Origin of the sequence: Kocuria sp. ZOR0020, assembly GCF_000800955.1 — a bacterium.
In the GTDB taxonomy this organism is placed as follows: domain Bacteria; phylum Actinomycetota; class Actinomycetes; order Actinomycetales; family Micrococcaceae; genus Kocuria; species Kocuria subflava.
In genome coordinates this window covers 1-439 of sequence record NZ_JROX01000016.1, presented here as the reverse complement: position 1 = coordinate 439, position 439 = coordinate 1, and the positions used below count along the sequence as shown (strand labels likewise).

At 34.6% G+C, this 439-nt stretch carries 1 protein-coding gene; it reads right to left on the bottom strand.

Features of this window, described 5'->3' with window-relative positions:
- Nucleotides 1–412: hypothetical protein (locus L979_RS14860; protein ID WP_231559340.1), on the bottom strand; the 412-nt coding region annotated here is incomplete at its 3' end.
- Nucleotides 413–439: the final 27 nt, after the last annotated feature.

The window sequence follows — 439 nt, the reverse complement described above, 5'->3', positions numbered from 1 at the left end:
ATAAATTATTTGCATTGATTGAATCTTTAAGTGATAAATCGTTTGCAGAAATACTATCTAAAGTACTAGCCTGAAGAATTGGCTTAATGCTTGTTACACCAGTTCCTGAAGTCGTAACAACATCAAAACAAACTTTCAAAACGCCAGAACCGTTGTTTATATCAACACCGTTACTATTATTTGATGTTTCTGCTGATAAACTTACAGGGTTTGCTGTTTGCGTTAAGTCAATATTTGCATGGATATAATTAACTGCATTACCTTTTAAGGCAACAGTTTCATTCAATAGTTCAAAATACCTCCCGCCTGCAACGATTGATGTGTTAACATATTGCACGTTAAGGGCTGTATTTAATGGACTTTTCCAATCTTTGCGCCTAATTGTTCTATAGCCCATTCCAGTCAACATCATGTATAGTTTTCCGTCATTATTAGAACC